Source organism: Sphaerotilus hippei (assembly GCF_003201595.1).
In the GTDB taxonomy this organism is placed as follows: domain Bacteria; phylum Pseudomonadota; class Gammaproteobacteria; order Burkholderiales; family Burkholderiaceae_C; genus Sphaerotilus; species Sphaerotilus hippei.
The window spans coordinates 76,244-92,805 of record NZ_QJJS01000007.1; the positions used below are offsets into that span (position 1 = coordinate 76,244).

Sequence of the window (16,562 nt, forward strand, 5' to 3'; positions counted from 1 at the left end):
TGAACCGCCTCGTGCGTCAGGCCCCGGCCTGGCGCAGCGTGACGCTGACGGGCTGCCTCAGCACGCCGCGCAGGCCCCACCAGCCTGCGGCCAGCGCGAGCAGCGCTCCCGCCAGCCCGCCGGCGGGCACCACCCACCAGGGCGGCTGCCAGACGAACTCGAAGACGAACCGGGCCAGCGCCCAGCCGGTGGCCGAGGCGGCCAGCGCCGCCAGCACGCCGGCCAGCACCCCCACGCCGACCAGCTCGGCGCGCTGCACCTGGGCCAGCAGCGTGCTGCCGGCGCCCATCGCCCGCAGCAGCGCATATTCACGCGCGCGCTCCTGCCGCGTGGCCGTCAGCGCGGCGAACAGCACCAGCAGGCCGGCGGCCAGCGTGAAGGCGAACAGGAACTCCATCGCGCGGATCACCTGGTCGAGCACGCCCTGCACCTGGCGGATCTGCGCCGAGACATCCACCACGGTGACGTTCGGGAAGCGGGCCGACAGCGCGCTGTCCAGGCCCGGCCGAGCCGGGGCCCGGAAGGCGGTGATGTAGGTCACCGGCAGGTCGGCCATCTGCTGGCGCGGGAACATCACGAAGAAGTTCACCCGCATCGACGACCAGTTCACCTTGCGCAGGCTGGTGATGCGGGCCGACAGCGTCTGGCCGGAGACGTCGAAGCCGAGCCGGTCGCCCAGCTTCAGGCCCAGCGTCTCGGCCAGGCCGCTCTCGACGCTCAGGCCGTCGGCCTCTTCGCCCACCCAGCGCCCGCCGACCAGCTCGTTGTGCGCGGGCAGGGCCGTGGCGTGGCTGAGGTTGAACTCCCGGTCCACCAGCCGCTGGGCCCGCTCCGCCGGGTAGTCGGCCGGGCTGACGGCACGTTCGTTGACCGTCACCAGCCGGCCGCGGAACATCGGATACCAGTCGTTGCCGCTGACGCCGGCCTCGGCCAGCGTGCGCCGGAACTCGTCGGTCTGCTCGGGCAGGATGTTGATGACGAAGCGGTCGGGGGCGCTGGCCGGGGTGGCCGCCCGCCAGCTGGTGATCAGGTCGGTGCGGATCAGCACCAGCAGCACCAGCGCCATCAGGCCCAGCGCCAGCGCACTGACCTGCAGCACGACCACGCCGGGGCGTGCGCCCAGCTGGCGGGTGGCCAGCAGCAGCCAGCGGCGTGCCCCCACCTCGGGCACCCAGCGCCGCAGCAGCCGCACCGCCAGCCAGGCCGCCAGCGCGAACAGCCCCCAGGCGAGCGCGAAGCCCGCCAGCGCGATGCCGCCGAGCTTCAGGTCGGCGGCCACCGTCATCAGCAGGCCGGCGTAACCCGCCGCCCCGGCGAGCATCACGCCCAGCGAGGTCGGCCGCAGGTCGCCCAGGTCACGGCGCAGCACCCGCAGCGGCGGCACCCGCGCGAGCTGCAGCACCGGCGGCAGGCCGAAGGCGGCCAGCAGCACCAGCCCCACGGCCATGCCGAGCAGCCCGGGCCAGACCCCGGGGGCCGGCAGCTGCGAGCCGACCAGCCCGGCCAGCAGCCAGACGAACACCTGGTGCACCAGCAGGCCGGTGGCCACCCCCAGCGCCCCGGCGATCAGCCCGATGCCCAGCAGCTCCAGGCCGTAGAGGCTGGCGATGCGCCACTGCGCCAGGCCCAGCACGCGCAGCATCGCGCAGGTGTCGAGGTGACGCTGCGCGAATCCACGCGCGGCGATGCCCACCGCCACCGCGGCCAGCAGCGCGGCCAGCACCGCCACCAGCTGCAGGAACTGGCCGGCGCGGTCCAGCGTCTGGCGCATCTCGGGGCGGGCGTTGTCGAGCGATTCGATGCGCGCGCCGCGGATCTTCTGCCGGTCCAGCGTCTCCTGCGCCCAGCTGGTGTAGGCGCCCACTGCGGTGGCGCGGGCCCCTGCCTCGGCGTTGGCCACGGCCAGCCGCCAGGTCACCCGGCTGGCGGGCTGGACCAGTCCGGTGGCGGCGAGGTCGCCCGCGGCCATCATCACGCGGGGTGCGAAGCTCAGGAAGCCGGCGCCCCGGTCGGGCTCGGCCATCAGCAGCGCGCCGATGCGCAGCGTGCTGTCACCCAGCAGCAGTGCATCCCCCACCTTCAGCCCCAGCGCCTCGAGCACGGCGGCGTCGGCCCACACGGTGCCACGCGGCGGCCCGCCGTCCCCCGGGCGGACGGGCCGTGCCGGGCCGTCCGCGATCTCGACCCGGCCCCTCAGCGGATAACCCGGCTCGACCGACTTGAGCGACACCAGCTTCGCCCCGCCCCCCTGGGCGTTCGAGGCGCGGGCCATGCTCGGGAAGCTGGCCGACTGGGCCGACCTCAGGCCCATCTCGGCGGCCGTGCGCCGGAAGGAGTCGGGCAGCGGCTGGTCGCTGACCAGCACCGCGTCGCCGCCGAGCAGCGACAGCGCGTCACGCTGCAGCGCCGCCTGGAGACGGTCCGAGAAGAAGCCGACGGCCGTCAGGGCCGCGACGGCCAGCACGACCGACAGCAGCATCAGGCGCAGCTCGCCGGCACGCAGGTCGCGCCGCAGCTGGCGCCAGGCCTGCGGCAGCAGGCCGGGCGGGCGGCGAGAGGGGGAAGGGGACAGGGCGACGGAGTCAGTCATGGAGCATCAGGCGTCGGGGCGCACGGACCGGAAGCGCTGAACGTAGCATGCAAATGCGCAGAACCGCCGCAGCGACGACCCATGCTGCAATAAGGACATCATGCAGACACGGCCCGAACTCCCCTCGCTGTTCCTCTCCCATGGCTCGCCGATGCTGGCCATCGAGGACTCTCCCGCCGCCCGTTTCCTGGACCGGCTCGGTCCGGTGCTGGAGGCCACCTTCGGGCGGCCCGAGGCGATCGTGATGGTGTCACCCCACACCGCCACGCGGGTGCCGATGGTCTCCAGCGCGGTGCGTTATGGCGCCATCCACGACTTCGGCGGCTTCCCCGCCGAGCTCTATCGGCAGCGCTACGACGCGCCCGGCTCGCCGGTGCGCTCGGCCGAGGTGCTCGCGCTGCTGCAGGCCGCCGGCATCCCGGCCACGCTCGAGGCCGCCGAGGGGGTGGACCACGGCATCTGGACCCCGCTCAAGCGCCTGTGGCCGGGGGCCGAGGTGCCGCTGGTGCCGCTGTCGCTGGTGCCTTTTGCCAGCCCGGCCCAGCAGTGGGCCATCGGCGAGGCGCTGGCGCCGCTGCGCGCCCGGGGCGTGCTGGTGATCGGCAGCGGCTCGTTCACCCACAACCTGCAGCGTTATTTCACGACCGTGCGGGCGGCCGGCCGCGTGACCGACCATGGGGCGGACGTGCTGCCCGACGTGTCGGCCTTCCAGCAGTGGGTGGCCGACCGGGTGGCGGCCCGGGACTGGCCGGCGCTGTGGGACTACCGCCGCCAGGCGCCCGGTGCCGTGGCCCACCACCCGACCGACGAGCACTGGCTGCCGTTCTATGTGGCCGCCGGTGCGGGCGGACACGAGGTCGCGGGCCGGCGCCTGCACGACAGCGTCGATGGAGGCGTGCTCGCGATGGATGCCTACGCCTTCGGTGCGACCGCCGCCGACCTGGCGCGGGCGCTGCAATCGCCGTCGTGACGTGCGCAGGCGGGCGCAGGCCCGCCGGCCGCACCGGGGCTCAGGCCGGGTTGTCGAGGTCGATGAACTCGTGCTCGAGTCCGAACCGGGCGGCGATGTGGGCGCCCAGGGCCATCGCGCCGTAGCGCTCGGTCGCGTGGTGGCCGCAGGCGAGGAAGGCCACGCCGCATTCGCGCGCGATGTGGGCCTGGGGCTCGGAGATCTCGCCGGTCAGGTAGGCGTCCGCCCCCGCGGCGATGGCCGCCTCGAAGTGGCCTTGTGCGCCGCCGGTGCACCAGGCGATGCGGCGCAGCGGCCGGCCGTCGCCCGGCACGACGATCGGGGGGCGCCGCAGCACCGTGGCCACCTGCTGCGCCCACGTCGCCAGTTCGACCTCCACGCCCGAGGCCGGCGTGCCCAGCCAGCCCAGCGCCTTGTCGCCGAAGGTGCCCGTGGGCCGCAGGCCCAGGCGCTCGCCCAGCTGGGCGTTGTTGCCCAGCACGGGATGGGCGTCCAGGGGCAGGTGGTAGGCATACAGGTTGATGTCGTGGCGCAGCAGCAGCGCCAGGCGCTGCTTCATCCAGCCGGTCACGCGCCCGTCCTGGCCGCGCCAGAACAGGCCGTGGTGCACCAGCAGCGCATCGGCGTCGCGCTCGACGGCGGCCTCGATCAGCGCCCGGCTGGCGGTCACGCCGCTGACCAGCCGGCGCACGCTGGCGCGCCCCTCCACCTGCAGGCCGTTCGGCCCATAATCTGAAAAGCGGGTCACTTCCAGCAGGGTATCCAGGGAAGTGCTCATTTCATCGCGGCTCACCACGGCGTTCTCCTTCATGCGCAGGCTCTGGCTGGTATTTTCTCAGGCGGTCACGGTCACCTTGGCCATCGTCTTCGTCGTGTCGACCCTCAAGCCGGGCTGGCTGCTCACTTCCGGCGCCAGCGCCCCGACCACGGTGCTGATCGGCGGTGGCGGCGCGGCGGCCGCACCGATCGTCTCGGCCTCCGGGGCGTCCGCGCTGAGCTACGCCCCCGCCGCCCGCCGGGCCGCGCCGTCGGTGGTCAGCGTGGTGACCAGCACCGCGGGTGCCGGCGACGGCTCGCGCAGCGAGCCCTGGTTCCGGCGCCATTTCGGCGACCAGGGCGAACAGGGCTCGGGCATGGGCTCGGCGGTGATCGTGTCGGCCGACGGCTACCTGCTGACCAACAACCATGTGGTCGATGGCGCCCAGGAGATCCAGGTCGTGCTGGCCGATGGCCAGCGTTCGCCGGCGCGGGTCGTCGGCACCGATCCGGACAGCGACCTGGCCGTGCTCAAGCTCGACGCCCGTGACCTGCCGGCCATCACCTTCGGCAATGCCGACGCGCTGCAGGTCGGTGACGTGGTGCTGGCCATCGGCAACCCGTTCAACGTCGGCCAGACGGTGACCTCGGGCATCGTCAGCGCGGTCGGGCGCACCGGCCTGGGCCTGAACACCTTCGAGAACTTCATCCAGACCGACGCGGCGATCAATCCCGGCAACTCCGGCGGGGCGCTGGTCGATGCGTCGGGCCAGCTGCTGGGCATCAACACCGCGATCTACTCCCGCTCGGGCGGCAGCATGGGCATCGGCTTCGCCATCCCCGTCACCACGGCGCGCCAGGTCATGGAAGGGCTGATCCGCGACGGCGTGGTGGTGCGGGGCTGGATCGGGGTGCAGCCCAGCGATCTGACCGCCGACATGATCGAGTCCTTCAAGCTCAAGGTCGATCACGGCGTGCTGATCACCGGCGTGCTGGAGGCCGGGCCGGCCAGTGCGGCGGGCATGCAGCCCGGTGACGTGGTGCTGTCGGTGGCCGGTCGGCCGGTGGCCAGCACGGCGCAGCTGCTCAATGCGGTGGCGGCGCTGCGACCGGCCGAAGCGGCGGTCATCCAGGTGCGCCGCGGCGAGCAGACGCTCGACCTCAAGGTGAAGGTGGCGCAGCGGCCCAAGGCGGTGGCACAGCGTCGCAACCCGTCCGACGAGTGAGCCGGGGTCCGGCCTGCGGGCCGGACCGTACCGGTCTCAGGGCTTGCCGGGATCGGCTGGATCGGGGTTGGTCGCGTCCGGTGCCTTGGTGTGCTTGATGAACATCTGGGCGGCCACGATGCCGACCTCGTAGAGCAGGCCCATCGGGATCAGCAGCGCCACCATCGACACGGCGTCCGGGGGCGTCACCAGGCCGGCGGCGGCGGCGGCGGCGACCCAGAAATAGCGCCGGAACTCGCGCAGCTGCTCGATGCTGACCACGCCCAGCCGGGCCAGCACGATGATGGCGATCGGCACTTCGAAGGCGATGCCGAAGGCCAGGAACATCGTGATGACGAAGTCGAGGTAGGCCTCGATGTCCGGACTGACCGCCACCGACTCCGGCGCCATCGACTGGATGGCCGGAAAGGCCTGGCCGAAGACGAAGAAGTAGCAGAAGGCGACGCCGGTGTAGAACAGCACCGTGCTGGAGGCCACCAGCGGCAGCACCAGGCGCTGCTCGTGCTGGTAGAGGCCCGGGGCCACGAAGGCCCAGACCTGGTAGAGCACCCAGGGCAGGGCCACGCCGAAGCCCGCGAGCAGCGTGACCTTCACCGGGATCAGGAAGGGCGATACCACGCCCACGGCGATCATCTTCGAGCCCGCGGGCAGGGCCGCCACCAGCGGATGGGCCAGCAGGTCGTAGAGCCCGGAGGGCCCCGGGTACAGGCAGAGCAGCGCGAAGACGGCGCCGATGCCGTAGACCGCCTTGAGCAGCCGGTCGCGCAGCTCGATCAGGTGGCTGACGAAAGGCTGTTCGGTGCCGGTCAGGCCGTCATGGGGAGGGGGGGGAGAGGAGCTCACGGCAGAGGGGGTCAGCGTCGCGCGCCGACGGGCGGCGGCGACCGGTCAGAAGGGTCGTGCGGGCCGCGGGCGATGGCGTGCCACCCGGGCCGCGGCGGACTGGACATGGCGGCGGACGCCCTGTTGCTGCTTGTACCACTGGGGCATCGCGCCCCGCTTGACTCGCCAGTTCTTGCGCGGGGGCTTGTAGGCCGGTGTCGGGGTGTTCCACCATTCCGACTCGCCGGAGGACGGACCGGGGTGATCCTCATCGCGGTTGGGGTCCAGCGCCTCGCTGGCACTCTCGATGCCGGACTGGACCGACTGGTGCACGTCCCGGGCGGCCGATTCGACCTCCTGGCGGACCTTGTTGAGCTCCTCGATCTCGATCGAGCGGCTCACCTCGGCCTTGACGTCGGTGACATAACGCTGCGCCCGACCCAGCAGCGTGCCGATGGTGCGGGCGACCCGGGGCAGGCGCTCCGGGCCGATGACCACCAGCGCGATGCCGCCGATGAGCATGATCTTGGTGATGCCGATGTCGAGCATGACGGACGTTCAGACGCGGGGACTCGGACCGGTCACTGACGGGTCTTGGCCTCGACGTCGATGGTCTGGCCGTCGGCGCGCTTGTCGGCGGCGACCTGGGCGGTCGTCGTCGCGGCGGCGGGATCGGCGGCCTTGTCGCCGTCACGCACGCCGTCCTTGAAGCCCTTGACCGCGCCGCCCAGGTCGGCGCCGATGTTCTTGAGCTTCTTGGTGCCGAAGATCAGGACGATGATGACCAGGAAGATGATGAGGTGAGTAGTGGACAGACCCATGGTGCTGCTCCTGAACTGTCGTTGGAAAAATGATTCTAGGTCAGCCGTGTTTCCATGGCCGCGGCCCGCCCATCACGTGCAGGTGCAGGTGGTAGACCTCCTGCCCGCCGTCACGGCCGGTGTTGACCACCACGCGGAAGCCGTCGAGGGCGCCCTGCTCCCGCGCCAGGCGGGGGGCGAGCGTCATCATGCGCCCCAGCAGCGCCTCGTGGGAGGCCTCGGTGTCGGCCAGCCCGGCGATGTGGGTCTTCGGGATGATCAGCAGGTGCACCGGCGCGGCCGGGCGGATGTCCCTGAAGGCGATGAGCTCATCGTCCTCGTGGATCTTGTCGGCCGGGATCTGGCCCGAGACGATCTTGCAGAAGATGCAGTCCGGATCGCTGTGCATGGTCATCGGTTCTCGAGCGAGGTCAGGGGGAAGGGGGCGGGGCGCTGCGGGCGGCGAACTCGGCCAGCCCGGACACCCCTTCGCGGCGGGCCAGCTCGGCCAGCACCTGCTGAGGCTTCAGGCCGAACTGCTCGAGCAGCACCAGCGTGTGGAACCACAGGTCGGCGGTCTCGTAGATGATCTGGTCGGCCTCGCCGTCCTTGGCGGCCATCACCAGTTCGGTGGCCTCTTCGCCGACCTTCTTCAGGATCGCGTCCGTGCCCTTGTGCAGCAGGCGGGCGACATAGCTCTGGTCCGGGCTGCTGGCGCGGCGCGAGGCGATCACCTCGGCGAGCACCGCCAGCACGTCGTCACGGGATTCGGGAGCGTTCATCGGTGGTAGATGCTGGCAGGGTCCTTGAGGACGGGGTCGACCGGGGTCCAGCGGCCGTCCTGCAGGACCGAATAGAAGCAGGAGTGGCGCCCGGTGTGGCAGGCGATGCCGGGCTCGTGGCCGAGCTGATCGATCATCAGCAGCACGACGTCGTTGTCGCAGTCGAGCCGGATCTCGTGCACCTTCTGCACGTGGCCGGACTCCTCGCCCTTGTGCCAGAGGCGCCCGCGCGAGCGGCTCCAGTACACGGCCTCGCCGAGTTCGGCGGTGCGTGCCAGCGCCTCGCGGTTCATCCAGGCGAACATGAGCACATCCTTGCTCGTCGCCTCCTGCGCGATGACCGGCACCAGGCCGTCGCTCGTCCACGTGATCTGATCCAGCCATTCCATCCGGACAGTGTAGCAATCGCTCGCGTCACAGCCGCGACAATGGCGGCATGAGCACGACCCGCCGCCCTCTCGCCTCCGCTGCCCGTCCCCTCGTGATCACCCAGGGTGATGTCGCGGGGATCGGGCCGGAGATCATCGCCCGGCTGTTCCTCGACGATCCCGGCCGCGGTGCGCTGGCCGATGTGCTGGTGCTGGGCTCGGTGGCGGTGATGCAGCGCGCGGCGCGCCTGCTGCGCCGCCGCGCCGGGGTGCCGGCGCTGGTGATCGCCCGCATCGAGTCGCCGGACGATGTGCAGGACCTGCCCCCGGGCGTGCTGCCGGTGCTGGAGCCCGCCGGCCTGCCCGACGGACTGGCCGCGCTGCCCTGGGGCCGGGTCGACGCGCGTGCGGGGGCCGCCGCCGCCCTGTGCCTGCGCGAGGCGGTCACGCTGGCCATGGCCGGGCGGGTGGCGGCCATCGTCACGGCACCGCTGCACAAGGAGGCGCTGTCGGCGGCCGGCGAGCCCTACCCGGGCCACACCGAGATGCTCGCCGCCGAGAGCGCGCGCCACGGCGTGCCGGCCGACGTGCGCATGATGCTGGCCAACGAGGAGCTCAAGACCGTGCTGGTCACGGTCCATTGTTCGCTGCGCGAGGCGATCGAGCGGCTGGATCAGGCGGCCGTGCTGTCGACGCTGCGCATCGCCCACGCCAGCGCGGCCCGCTGGGGGCAGCCGTCGCCCCGCATCGCGGTGGCCGGGCTGAACCCGCATGCCGGGGAGGGCGGGCTGTTCGGCCGCGAGGAGATCGACGTCATCGCCCCGGCCATCGAGCAGGCCCGCCGCGAGGGCATCGACGCCCGCGGGCCCCATGCGCCCGACACGGTCTTCATGCGTGCCCGGCGCGGCGAGTTCGACCTGGTGCTGGCGATGTACCACGACCAGGGGCTGATCCCGGTCAAGTACATGGGCGTGGAGCATGGGGTCAACGTGACCCTGGGGCTGCCCTTCGTGCGCACCAGCCCCGACCACGGCACGGCCTTCGACCTGGCCGGTCGGGGCCTGGCCGATGCGTCCAGCCTGCAGGCGGCGCTGCAGATGGCCCGCCGCCTGCAGCAGCCGGGCTGAACGGGCCGCCTCAGCGCAGCAGCAGGTCGACCACCAGGCCGGCGAACACGCTGAAGCCGATCCAGTGGTTCTCCCGGAAGGCGCGGAAGCAGCCGTCGCGGCTGCGGTCGCGGATCAGCCGGAAATGCCAGCCCACCTGCACCAGCGCGGCCGCCAGGCCCAGCGCGTAGGGCAGGCCGAGCCCGGCCCGGGCGCCGACCAGCGCCCACAGCGCGACGAACAGCAGGTAGAAGGCCATCACCGCGGGCACGTCGAAGCGGCCCAGCGTGATCGCCGAGGTCCGGATGCCGATCTTCAGGTCGTCGTCGCGGTCGACCATCGCGTATTCGGTGTCGTAGGCCAGCACCCAGCACAGGTTGCCCAGGCACAGCAGCCAGGCCTCGACCGGCACCGTGCCGGTCACCGCGCTCCAGGCCATCGGGATGCCGAAGCCGAAGGCCACGCCCAGCACCGCCTGCGGCATCGAGACCCAGCGCTTGGCGTAGGGGTAGGCGATGGTGATGGCCAGCGCGGCAAGGGAGAACAGGATCGTCGGCGTGTTGGTGCTCAGCACCAGCAGGAAAGCGAGCAGCGCCAGCGCGGCGCCCAGCTTCAGGGCCTCGCCGACCGACACCGCGCCGCTGGTGACGGGGCGCCGGGCGGTGCGTTTCACGTGGCGGTCGAATTCACGGTCGGCCACGTCGTTGATGCAGCAGCCGGCGCTGCGCATCAGGATCGTGCCCAGCGTGAACACCAGCACCAGGTGCAGGCCCGGGAAGCCGCCGGCGGCCAGCCACAGCGCCGACAGCGTGGGCCACAGCAGCAGCAGCCAGCCGGCGGGGCGGTTCCAGCGGATCAGGTCGAGCCAGAGCGAGAGGCGGGAGGGGGCCGGGTCGGTCGTGTCCATGGCCGGATTATCCGGCGTCGCCCGCCCGCCCCGGCGCTCAGGCCAGCGTGGCCGGCTGGGTCACGCTCGACAGCGTCGTCGCCCCGGCCAGCGTGGCGTGTTCGGTCGATCCCAGGTGGAAGCCGGTGGGCATGTGCGGGCGGGAGCGCTCGCGGAACTGGCGCACGAAGGGCAGCACCTCGTGGGCGGGCAGCGGGCGGGCGACGAAGTAGCCCTGCACGATGTCGCAGCCTTCGGCCGACAGCACCGCGACCTGGGCCGGCTCCTCCACCCCCTCGGCCACCGTGGCCATGCGCAGCGACTTGGCCAGCGCCAGGATGTTGCGCACGATGGCCCGGGCGTCGCGGCTGATCAGCAGCTCGCGCACGAAGGCCCGGTCGATCTTCAGCGTGTCGAAGGGGAAGCGCCGCAGGTAGGCCAGCGACGAATAACCGGTGCCGAAGTCGTCCAGCGCGATCTGGATGCCGAGCTTGCGCAGCGCGTGCAGCCGGTTGACGGTGCCGCGGGTCTCGTTGATGAAGACCGACTCGGTGATCTCCAGCTCGAGCCGGTGCGGTGCCAGGCCGCTCAGGCGCAGCGCGCCTTCGACGGTGGCGGGCAGGTCCTCGGTCATCACCTGCAGCGGCGAGATGTTGACCGCCACCTGCAGGTGCTCCGGCCAGGTCGCCGCCTCGGCGCAGGCATGCTGCAGCGCCCAGGCGCCCATCGACAGGATCAGGCCGCATTCTTCGGCCACGGTGATGAATTCGGACGGCGGGATGTTGCCGTGCTGCGGGTGCTGCCAGCGCAGCAGCGCCTCGAAGCCGATGATGCGCCAGGTCGCCAGGTCGACCTTGGGCTGGTAGTGCAGGCTGAGCTGGTTGAGTTCGAGCGCATCGCGCAGGTCACGCTCGAGCACCAGCCGGCGGCGCACCTGCTCGCCCATGCGCTGCACGAAGTAGCGCATCGTGCCGGTGGCGTTGGCCTTGGCATCGTAGAGCGCCAGGTCGGCGTGCTGCATCATCTCGTCGACGCTGGTGCCGTCCTGCGGAAAGCGGGCCACGCCGATGCTGGTGCGCACCGGCACGGTCGAGCCCAGCGCCATGCAGGGCTCGCGCAGCGCGTCGAGGATGCGCTGCGCGACGGCGCTGACCTCGACCTCCTCGCCCGTCGTGCGCAGCAGCACGGCAAATTCGTCGCCGCCCAGCCGGGCGACCACGTCGGCCTTGCCGACGGCTTCCTTCAGGCGCCGGCCGACCTCGATCAGCAGCGCGTCGCCGGTCGGATGGCCGAGGGTGTCGTTCACGCCCTTGAAGTTGTCCAGGTCCAGGCACATCACCGCGCCGGCGGTCTTCAGGCGCCGGCAGTTTTGCAGCGCCTGCTCGAGCAGCACCCGGAAATGGGCCCGGTTGGTCAGGCCGGTCAGCGTGTCGTAGTGCGCCAGCCAGGCCAGGCGGCGGTCGGCCATGCGCGCCTGGGTCACGTCGCGGGCCACGCCGCGCCAGCCCAGCGCCGTGCCGCGCTCGTCGACCACCGGCTTGGCGGTGACCGACCACCAGCGCTGCTGGCCGCCGACCTTCATCGGCAGCATCACGTCGCGGAAGGGCTGGCCTTCGGTCAGGCGCTGGTGCAGGGTGTGGGCGGACTCGCGGTCGGCCTCGCGCAGGTCGGTCTGCAGCTCGCCCAGCATGGCCAGCAGCGAGCGGCCGTTCAGCAGCTCGGCCTTGCTGCCCAGCGAGACGGCCAGCTGCTCGCTCACATGGCAGAGCCGGCCGCTGGCGTCGATCTCCCACAGCAGGTCGCTGCCCTGTTCCTCGAAGTCGCGCAGCAGCAGGCCGATGAGCTGGTTCTGGTGGTCGGCGCGCACCTCGGCATTCATGCGGGCGTGCACATTGAGGTTGACCGCCCGCACCGCCGTGATGATCAGGCCGGCATACAGCAGCCACTGCAGCGGCCCGAGCACCTGCAGCGCCCCGCTGCTGGCGACATAACCGGTCAGCGCGCCCAGGCTCATCGCGGCGACGTAGGCATAGGCCGCGCGCGGCGCCCCGCCCAGGCAGACGCTGCCGACCCCCAGCGTGACGGTGATCGTGGCCACCAGCAGGCCCTGGTGGCGGCCGTCGGCGTCATGGGCCAGCAGCAGCGCCGGCAGCGCCGACCACAGCAGGCCCCAGACGCCGCCGACGACCGTGAGCTTGTGCATGCGCGAGCTGCTCACGCGGGCCGGGCGCTTGCGCCGGCGCCAGACGCTCCACTGCTGCAGGTTCCACAGGCCCAGCGTCACGGTCAGCACCGTCCAGCACAGCAGCCACAGGTCGGGCAGGTCGCCCGACAGCATGCCGCCGACGATCAGCGAGTTCAGCACCACGGCCGCGGTGGCCAGCGGGACCGAGCGCATCACGCTGTCGTACTGCTTGCTGCGCACGAGGGAGGCGATCGACTCGTCGGACGTCAGCATCGCGCGTCGGCGGTCGTCCTTGCGTCGTTCGCCCACCCGGCGAGCGGGTTTCTTGCGGGACGGTGAAACGGAGCTGGGGCTGGAGGTGGGCGCTGGCATGGTCGGAGGAGATGGAGGCACGATGCGGTGCCCCGGCTCCTCTGACTTCGGTCGTTTTGATCAGGCCTTGAGCGCCCGGATCGGGGGAAACATGAAATTCAGCTGCTCAGGCGGGTCGCCCCGGGCAATGCGCACGCATAGATCGCGTTGCGCAGGGCCGCGATCGCCTCGTAGCGCGTGAAGCTGCGTCGCCAGGCCAGCACCACGCGCCGCGTCGGCACCGGATCGGCGAACGGCACGTAGTTCACCAGGCCGTCGCTGGGCGCTCCTGGCGGGGGCACCGACAGGCCGGGCACGACGGTGATGCCCATGCCGGCGGCCACCATGTGCTTGATGGTCTCCAGCGACGAGCCCTCGAAGCTCTTGCGGATGCCTTCGGCATGGCTCGCGAAGCGGGCGAATTCCGGGCAGACCTCGAGCACGTGGTCGCGGAAGCAGTGGCCGGTGCCCAGCAGCAGCATCGTCTCCTGCTTCAGTTCGGCCGAGGTGATGCTGGGGCGGTCGGCCAGCGCATGCCGGTGCGGCACGGCCACCTGGAAGGGCTCGTCGTAGAGCGGCGCGATTGCCAGGCCGGTGTCGGGGAAGGGCTCGGCCAGGATGGCGCAGTCCAGCTCGCCGGTGCGCAGCATCTCGAGCAGGCGCACGGTGAAGTTCTCCTGCAGCATCAGCGGCATCTGCGGCAGGTGGTCGATGGTCTGGCGCACCAGGGCCGGCAGCAGGTAGGGGCCGATGGTGTAGATCACGCCCAGGCGCAGCGGGCCGGCCAGCGGATCCTTGCCGCGGCGGGCGATCTCCTTGATCGAGGCGGCGCTCTCCAGCGTGGCCTGCGCCTGGCGCACGATCTCGTCGCCCAGCGGCGTGACGCTGACCTCGGCGCCGCCCCGCTCGAACAGCTTGACCTCGAGTTCCTCCTCGAGCTTCTTGATCGCCACCGACAGGGTCGGCTGCGAGACGAAACAGGCTTCGGCAGCGCGGCCGAAATGGCGCTCGCGCGCCACCGCCACGATGTATCGCAACTCGGTGAGGGTCATCGTCGCCGTCCAATATCCCTGGTTGACAAGACTGGTGCCGCCGGATTGTCGTCAATAAACCGGCGGCTGCGGCCGCTGACCACCCGGCTGCAGGTCCCGAGTATCGGCCAGCCCGGATTTGCACTGGGTGTTTTCCGCCTGTCAGGCCGCAGCAAGACTTCCTAAACTGGACTGCATCCGACTTGATCTTCGATTGCCCCAGCGCCATGAATCAGTCCATGAAACACGTCCTTGTCTGTGCGGTCCTGGCGGCGACCTCCGCTGCGTGGGGCCAGTCGTCCGGTGATGCGGCCGCCGGTCGGTCCAAGGCGGCGATGTGCATCGGCTGTCACGGCATCGTCGGCTACCGGGCCAGCTTTCCTGAGGTCTACCAGGTGCCGATGATCTCCGGGCAGGGCGCCCGCTACCTGAGCGCGGCGCTGCAGGCCTACCGCAAGGGCGATCGCAGGCACCCGACGATGCGCAGCATCGCCGGCTCGCTGAGCGATCAGGACATCGAGGACCTGGCCGCGTTCTATGCCGCCCAGCTGCCGGCCGCGCCCCCGCCGGCCGCCGCCGCGGCGCCCGACGCCCAGGTGGCGGACCTGCTCAAGCGGGGCAACTGCGCGGCCTGCCACGGCGAGGGCCTGAACAAGCCCATCGACGCCAGCTACCCCAAGCTGGCGGGCCAGCACGGCGACTACCTCTACGCGGCGCTGCGGGCCTACCGGGTCGAGAACCATCCGCAGGTCGGTCGGGCCAACGCGATCATGGCCGCGCAGGCCAAGCCCTACACCCCGGCCGAGCTGAAGGCGCTGTCGACCTACATCGCCAGCCTGCCCGGAGAACTCCAGACGGTACCGAACGCCAAATTCCGTTGAGCTGCCGTGGGCCCGCCCCGGCGATCTTTCTGCGCGATAGCGTGCGTGTCTGCACACGAGCAGTGTCCGGGAGCGGTCCGGCGTGCTTGATACTCCTCGTCCTGAAGGGAGTGCGCGATCAGCGCCTGCAGCGTGTCGATGCTAAAACGTATCCGTATGGACCAGCTCCGACTGGGCATGCACGTCCATGAACTGTGCGGTTCGTGGATGGATCACCCGTTCTGGCGCAGCAAGTTCCTGCTCAGCGACCCGCAGGACCTGCAGCGCCTGAAGGACTGCGGCATCGGCGAGCTCTGGATCGACACCGGCAAGGGCCTGGACGTCGACGGCGGCCTGTCGCAGGAGCAGGTGGCCTCCGAGGTCGAGGAGGAGCTGGTCGTGGCCGTCACCACGCCGCTGCCCGAGCAGCGCATCTCGGCCCAGGAAGAGTTCAGCCGCGCCTCGCAGATCTGCCAGCAGGCCAAGGTCAAGGTCCAGAGCCTCTTCCAGGAGGCCCGGATGGGGCAGGCCATCCACACCGAGGGCTGCGCGGCGCTGGTCGACGACATCATCGCCTCGGTGTCGCGCAACAGCGGGGCGCTGGCCAGCCTGGTGCGGCTCAAGAGCCAGGACGAATACACCTATCTGCACTCGGTGGCCGTCTGCACGCTGATGGTGGCGCTGGGGCGCACGCTGGGCCTGCCGCAGGCCGAGCTGCAGCAGCTCGGCCTGGCCGGCCTGCTGCACGACATGGGCAAGGCCCGGGTGCCGCTGGAGGTGCTCAACAAGCCCGACCGCCTGACCGACGACGAGTTCACGCTGATGAAGCGCCACCCGGAGTTCGGCCACGAGATGCTGCTGACCGAAGGCGGCTCCTCCGAGGTGGCGCTGGACGTGTGCCTGCACCACCATGAGCGCATCGACGGCACCGGTTATCCGCACCGCCTGGCGGGCGACCAGATCAGCCTGCACGCGCGCATGGGTTCGGTGTGCGACGTCTACGACGCGATCACCTCGGCGCGACCCTACAAGGCGGCCTGGGATCCGGGCGAGGCGGTGCGGCAGATGGCGCAGTGGAAGGGCCATTTCGACCCGATCATCTTCCAGGCCTTCGTCAAGACGGTGGGCATCTACCCGATGGGCTCGCTGGTGCGGCTGCAGTCGGGGCGCCTGGGCGTGGTGATGGACCAGAACGAGCAGTCGCTGCTGGCGCCGCGGGTCAAGGTGTTCTTCTCGACCAAGTCGATGATGCGCATCCCGCCCGAGGTGATCGACCTGGGGCCCGGGCGGTCGCCCGATCGCATCCTGTCGGTGGAATCGACCGAGAAGTGGAAATTCAAGGACCTCGACGAACTCTGGCTCGAGCCCAAGCGGGTGCGTGCCCAGCCGGTGTGATGGCGGTCATGGCCGGCGCACCGGGCCGGCGCTAACCTGTGCGGGTGTCTCACGGTCCACCCCGAGGATTGCCCATGCTTGAACTCACCCTGCCCGACATGACCTGCGGCCACTGCAAGGCCACGGTCGAGAAGACGGTGCTGGCGCTCGACGGCCAGGCCGAACTGCGCTTCGACCTGCCGCAGCACCGGGTCGCCATCCAGACCCGTGCCAGCGAGGCGGCCGTGCGTGCCGCCCTGACCGAAGAGGGTTACCCGCCGGCCGACGCCTGATCGACCGGTCCCGGCTTCGTGCCGGCGCGCAGCGCAGTGATGCACCGGCATCGCTGCGCTTTTTTCATGATCGGACCGGATTTGTTCATTTTGGGTCGGGCCGGAACCACACCGGCCGGAACACCGCAGTAAACACCACGTTTATCGGGCTCAAGTCCTGGA

16 protein-coding genes and 2 pseudogenes are annotated in these 16,562 nt (G+C 71.1%); 6 read left to right on the top strand and 12 right to left on the bottom strand.

The genetic code is table 11. The features are described 5' to 3' along the window. Positions 1-16: 16 nt before the first annotated feature. Positions 17-2,590, bottom strand: coding sequence for an ABC transporter permease (locus tag C7444_RS09365; RefSeq protein ID WP_110400590.1), 2,574 nt, complete (start codon positions 2,588-2,590; stop codon positions 17-19). Between the two features lie 100 nt (positions 2,591-2,690). Between C7444_RS09365 and C7444_RS09370 the strand changes: the two genes are divergently transcribed. Then, positions 2,691-3,560, top strand: a complete 870-nt coding sequence (locus tag C7444_RS09370) for a DODA-type extradiol aromatic ring-opening family dioxygenase (protein ID WP_110400591.1) — start codon at positions 2,691-2,693, stop codon at positions 3,558-3,560. A 40-nt stretch (positions 3,561-3,600) separates the two neighbouring features. Here the strand turns inward: C7444_RS09370 and C7444_RS09375 are convergent, their stop codons facing one another. Beyond that, positions 3,601-4,338: a Nif3-like dinuclear metal center hexameric protein gene (locus tag C7444_RS09375; RefSeq protein ID WP_245909486.1), complete on the bottom strand. Its 738-nt coding sequence runs from the start codon at positions 4,336-4,338 to the stop codon at positions 3,601-3,603. 31 nt (positions 4,339-4,369) lie between these two features. Here C7444_RS09375 and C7444_RS09380 point away from each other — a divergent pair, with 31 nt between their 5' ends. Continuing rightward, positions 4,370-5,542, top strand: a complete 1,173-nt coding sequence (locus tag C7444_RS09380; protein WP_110400593.1) for a S1C family serine protease — start codon at positions 4,370-4,372, stop codon at positions 5,540-5,542. Between the two features lie 36 nt (positions 5,543-5,578). Here C7444_RS09380 and tatC read toward each other — a convergent pair whose 3' ends face one another. The 7 genes and pseudogenes from tatC to hisI all read right to left on the bottom strand — a co-directional run bounded on the left by tatC (position 5,579) and on the right by hisI (position 8,335). After that, positions 5,579-6,385: a twin-arginine translocase subunit TatC gene (gene tatC / locus C7444_RS09385; protein WP_110400594.1), complete on the bottom strand. Its 807-nt coding sequence runs from the start codon at positions 6,383-6,385 to the stop codon at positions 5,579-5,581. A gap of 45 nt (positions 6,386-6,430) precedes the next feature. Beyond that, positions 6,431-6,589, bottom strand: a pseudogene (gene tatB, locus C7444_RS20985) (Sec-independent protein translocase protein TatB); the annotation flags it as partial. 98 nt (positions 6,590-6,687) lie between these two features. Continuing rightward, positions 6,688-6,913, bottom strand: a pseudogene (gene tatB, locus C7444_RS20990) (Sec-independent protein translocase protein TatB); the annotation flags it as partial. 32 nt (positions 6,914-6,945) lie between these two features. Beyond that, a complete protein-coding gene (gene tatA / locus C7444_RS09395; protein WP_110400596.1) occupies positions 6,946-7,185 on the bottom strand; it encodes a Sec-independent protein translocase subunit TatA in 240 nt (79 codons plus the stop codon). A 40-nt stretch (positions 7,186-7,225) separates the two neighbouring features. After that, positions 7,226-7,573 carry a histidine triad nucleotide-binding protein gene (locus C7444_RS09400; protein ID WP_110400699.1) on the bottom strand — a complete coding sequence of 116 codons (348 nt, stop codon included), beginning with the start codon at positions 7,571-7,573 and terminating at the stop codon, positions 7,226-7,228. Between the two features lie 22 nt (positions 7,574-7,595). After that, complete coding sequence (locus C7444_RS09405; protein WP_110400597.1) at positions 7,596-7,946, bottom strand: phosphoribosyl-ATP diphosphatase; 351 nt, start codon at positions 7,944-7,946, stop codon at positions 7,596-7,598. Further along, positions 7,943-8,335 (bottom strand): phosphoribosyl-AMP cyclohydrolase, encoded by a 393-nt coding sequence (hisI, locus tag C7444_RS09410; RefSeq protein ID WP_110400598.1) that lies wholly within the window; start codon positions 8,333-8,335, stop codon positions 7,943-7,945. Before hisI ends, C7444_RS09405 begins: the two co-directional genes overlap by 4 nt. Before the next feature lie 47 nt (positions 8,336-8,382). Here hisI and pdxA point away from each other — a divergent pair, with 47 nt between their 5' ends. Further along, positions 8,383-9,441: a 4-hydroxythreonine-4-phosphate dehydrogenase PdxA gene (pdxA, locus tag C7444_RS09415; RefSeq protein WP_110400599.1), complete on the top strand. Its 1,059-nt coding sequence runs from the start codon at positions 8,383-8,385 to the stop codon at positions 9,439-9,441. A 10-nt stretch (positions 9,442-9,451) separates the two neighbouring features. Here the strand turns inward: pdxA and ubiA are convergent, their stop codons facing one another. The 3 genes from ubiA to C7444_RS09430 all read right to left on the bottom strand — a co-directional run bounded on the left by ubiA (position 9,452) and on the right by C7444_RS09430 (position 13,894). After that, positions 9,452-10,327 carry a 4-hydroxybenzoate octaprenyltransferase gene (ubiA, locus tag C7444_RS09420; RefSeq protein ID WP_110400600.1) on the bottom strand — a complete coding sequence of 292 codons (876 nt, stop codon included), beginning with the start codon at positions 10,325-10,327 and terminating at the stop codon, positions 9,452-9,454. 37 nt (positions 10,328-10,364) lie between these two features. Then, positions 10,365-12,764, bottom strand: a complete 2,400-nt coding sequence (locus C7444_RS09425; RefSeq protein WP_170130692.1) for a putative bifunctional diguanylate cyclase/phosphodiesterase — start codon at positions 12,762-12,764, stop codon at positions 10,365-10,367. 197 nt (positions 12,765-12,961) lie between these two features. Beyond that, complete coding sequence (locus tag C7444_RS09430) at positions 12,962-13,894, bottom strand: LysR substrate-binding domain-containing protein (RefSeq protein WP_110400602.1); 933 nt, start codon at positions 13,892-13,894, stop codon at positions 12,962-12,964. Between the two features lie 206 nt (positions 13,895-14,100). Here C7444_RS09430 and C7444_RS09435 point away from each other — a divergent pair, with 206 nt between their 5' ends. From C7444_RS09435 to C7444_RS09445, 3 genes are all read left to right on the top strand, one after another. Beyond that, positions 14,101-14,754 (top strand): c-type cytochrome, encoded by a 654-nt coding sequence (locus C7444_RS09435; RefSeq protein WP_110400603.1) that lies wholly within the window; start codon positions 14,101-14,103, stop codon positions 14,752-14,754. 138 nt (positions 14,755-14,892) lie between these two features. Next, positions 14,893-16,128 carry a cyclic di-GMP phosphodiesterase gene (locus tag C7444_RS09440; RefSeq protein ID WP_110400604.1) on the top strand — a complete coding sequence of 412 codons (1,236 nt, stop codon included), beginning with the start codon at positions 14,893-14,895 and terminating at the stop codon, positions 16,126-16,128. Between the two features lie 74 nt (positions 16,129-16,202). Then, positions 16,203-16,400: a heavy-metal-associated domain-containing protein gene (locus tag C7444_RS09445; protein ID WP_110400605.1), complete on the top strand. Its 198-nt coding sequence runs from the start codon at positions 16,203-16,205 to the stop codon at positions 16,398-16,400. The last annotated feature ends 162 nt before the right edge of the window (positions 16,401-16,562 follow it).

Bases quoted from the DNA above. Each gene is read 5' to 3' on its own strand.
- C7444_RS09445 (WP_110400605.1), top strand. From the start codon at position 16,203: ATGCTTGAACTCACCCTGCCCGACATGACCTGCGGCCACTGCAAGGCC.
- C7444_RS09405 (WP_110400597.1), bottom strand. From the start codon at position 7,946: ATGAACGCTCCCGAATCCCGTGACGACGTGCTGGCGGTGCTCGCCGAG.
- C7444_RS09370 (WP_110400591.1), top strand. From the start codon at position 2,691: ATGCAGACACGGCCCGAACTCCCCTCGCTGTTCCTCTCCCATGGCTCG.
- C7444_RS09440 (WP_110400604.1), top strand. From the start codon at position 14,893: ATGCTAAAACGTATCCGTATGGACCAGCTCCGACTGGGCATGCACGTC.
- tatA (WP_110400596.1), bottom strand. From the start codon at position 7,185: ATGGGTCTGTCCACTACTCACCTCATCATCTTCCTGGTCATCATCGTC.
- C7444_RS09435 (WP_110400603.1), top strand. From the start codon at position 14,101: ATGAATCAGTCCATGAAACACGTCCTTGTCTGTGCGGTCCTGGCGGCG.
- C7444_RS09380 (WP_110400593.1), top strand. From the start codon at position 4,370: ATGCGCAGGCTCTGGCTGGTATTTTCTCAGGCGGTCACGGTCACCTTG.
- C7444_RS09400 (WP_110400699.1), bottom strand. From the start codon at position 7,573: ATGCACAGCGATCCGGACTGCATCTTCTGCAAGATCGTCTCGGGCCAG.
- ubiA (WP_110400600.1), bottom strand. From the start codon at position 10,327: ATGGACACGACCGACCCGGCCCCCTCCCGCCTCTCGCTCTGGCTCGAC.
- hisI (WP_110400598.1), bottom strand. From the start codon at position 8,335: ATGGAATGGCTGGATCAGATCACGTGGACGAGCGACGGCCTGGTGCCG.
- C7444_RS09425 (WP_170130692.1), bottom strand. From the start codon at position 12,764: ATGCTGACGTCCGACGAGTCGATCGCCTCCCTCGTGCGCAGCAAGCAG.
- C7444_RS09365 (WP_110400590.1), bottom strand. From the start codon at position 2,590: ATGACTGACTCCGTCGCCCTGTCCCCTTCCCCCTCTCGCCGCCCGCCC.
- C7444_RS09430 (WP_110400602.1), bottom strand. From the start codon at position 13,894: ATGACCCTCACCGAGTTGCGATACATCGTGGCGGTGGCGCGCGAGCGC.
- C7444_RS09375 (WP_245909486.1), bottom strand. From the start codon at position 4,338: ATGAGCACTTCCCTGGATACCCTGCTGGAAGTGACCCGCTTTTCAGAT.
- pdxA (WP_110400599.1), top strand. From the start codon at position 8,383: ATGAGCACGACCCGCCGCCCTCTCGCCTCCGCTGCCCGTCCCCTCGTG.